The organism is Saccharopolyspora sp. NPDC045839 (assembly GCF_056431645.1).
Genome location: NZ_JBWKKH010000072.1, coordinates 1,522 through 3,430 on the forward strand (window position 1 = coordinate 1,522; position 1,909 = coordinate 3,430).

Sequence of the window (1,909 nt, forward strand, 5' to 3'; positions counted from 1 at the left end):
GGTGTGCGGATTTACCTACACACCGGGCTACAGGCTTACACCAGTACAACCACTCACTGGCAGAGCTACCCTCCTGCGTCACCCCATCACTTAACTACCGCGGAATCAGGCCCCACGCAGCACCAGTACAAGTCCGAAGACCCACACCAACACCGGGTGGTTAGTATCAACCGTTTCGCTATGGACGCGTCCACACGGGTACGGGAATATCAACCCGTTATCCATCGACTACGCCTGTCGGCCTCGCCTTAGGCCCCGACTCACCCTGGGCGGACGAACCTTCCCCAGGAACCCTTGGTCATCCGGCGGAAGAGATTCTCACTCTTCACTCGCTACTCATGCCTGCATTCTCACTCCCACACACTCCACACCAGGATCACTCCGGCGCTTCACCGCATGCAGGACGCTCCCCTACCCAACCATCGAAAACGATGACTGGCATGGCTTCGGCGGTGCGCTTCAGCCCCGCTACATTGTCGGCGCAGGACCACTTGACCAGTGAGCTATTACGCACTCTTTCAAGGATGGCTGCTTCTAAGCCAACCTCCTGGTTGTCTCGGCGATCCCACATCCTTTCCCACTAAGCGCACACTTAGGGGCCTTAGCCGATGCTCTGGGCTGTTTCCCTCTCGACGACGAAGCTTCTCCCCCGCCGTCTCACTGCCACGCTCAAACTCAGGCGTATTCGGAGTTTGGCTGATCTCAGTAACCCGCGAAGGCCCATCAACCAACCAGTGCTCTACCCCACCCAAGCAACCACGCAACGCTGCACCTAAATGCATTTCGGGGAGAACCAGCTATCACGGAGTTTGATTGGCCTTTCACCCCTACCCACAACTCATCCCCCAGGTTTTCAACCCTGGTGGGTTCGGGCCTCCACACGGTCTTACCCGCGCTTCACCCTGGCCATGGGTAGATCACTCCGCTTCGGGTCTACACCACGCGACTCACACGCCCTCTTCAGACTCGCTTTCGCTCCGGCTACCCCACACACGGGTTAACCTCGCCACGCAGCAGTAACTCGCAGGCTCATTCTTCAAAAGGCACGCCATCACCCAAAGGCTCTGACGGATTGCAGGCACACGGTTTCAGGAACTCTTTCACTCCCCTCCCGGGGTACTTTTCACCATTCCCTCACGGTACTATCCACTATCGGTCACCAGGAAGTATTTAGGCTTAGCGAGTGGTCCCGCCAGATTCACAGCACCCTCCACGAAAGCGCTGCTACTCGGGAACACCACCACACGCATTGCATGAATTTTCGCCTACGGGACTCTCACCCACTACGGCTGGCTTTCCCAAACCATTCGACTAACCCACACAACAACGCTGGCAGACTGGTAGATCTACCCAGCAGCGTCCCACAACCCCGCACACGCAACCCCTACCAGGTATCCCACGCGCACGGTTTAGCCTCCTCCGCTTTCGCTCGCCACTACTCACGGAATCACCAGTGTTTTCTCTTCCTGCGGGTACTAAGATGTTTCACTTCCCCGCGTTCCCCCTAACACCCTATATATTCAGATGCTAGTAACCCGACATCACTCGGGCTGGGTTACCCCATTCGGACACCCTCGGATCACAGCTCGGTTGACAACTCCCCGAGGACTATCGCAGTCTCCCACGTCCTTCATCGGCTCCTGGTACCAAGGCATCCACCATGTGCCCTACATAACTTGGCCACAAAGATGCTCGCACCCACTATACAGTTCTCAAACAACAACCAAACACACAAGAAAACACCCGCACACAACACGCATGCCGTGTGTTCCCTCAGACACCCAACAGCGGACTGCGCCAGCTTCACAGCCGGCAGGCTAGTGTGTTCCACAATCCATCGAGCGTCACAACACACGAACATTCGCCGTGTCAATTGTGAACACTCCCAACCCACAGGGTCGGGGTGTTG

The 1,909-nt window shown here is 56.9% G+C and carries 1 rRNA gene (cut by a window edge); it reads right to left on the reverse strand.

The features are described from left to right. Nucleotides 1-1,682: ribosomal RNA gene (locus AC07EQ_RS43325) — 23S ribosomal RNA — on the reverse strand (it extends 1,483 nt beyond the left edge of the window). Nucleotides 1,683-1,909: the final 227 nt, after the last annotated feature.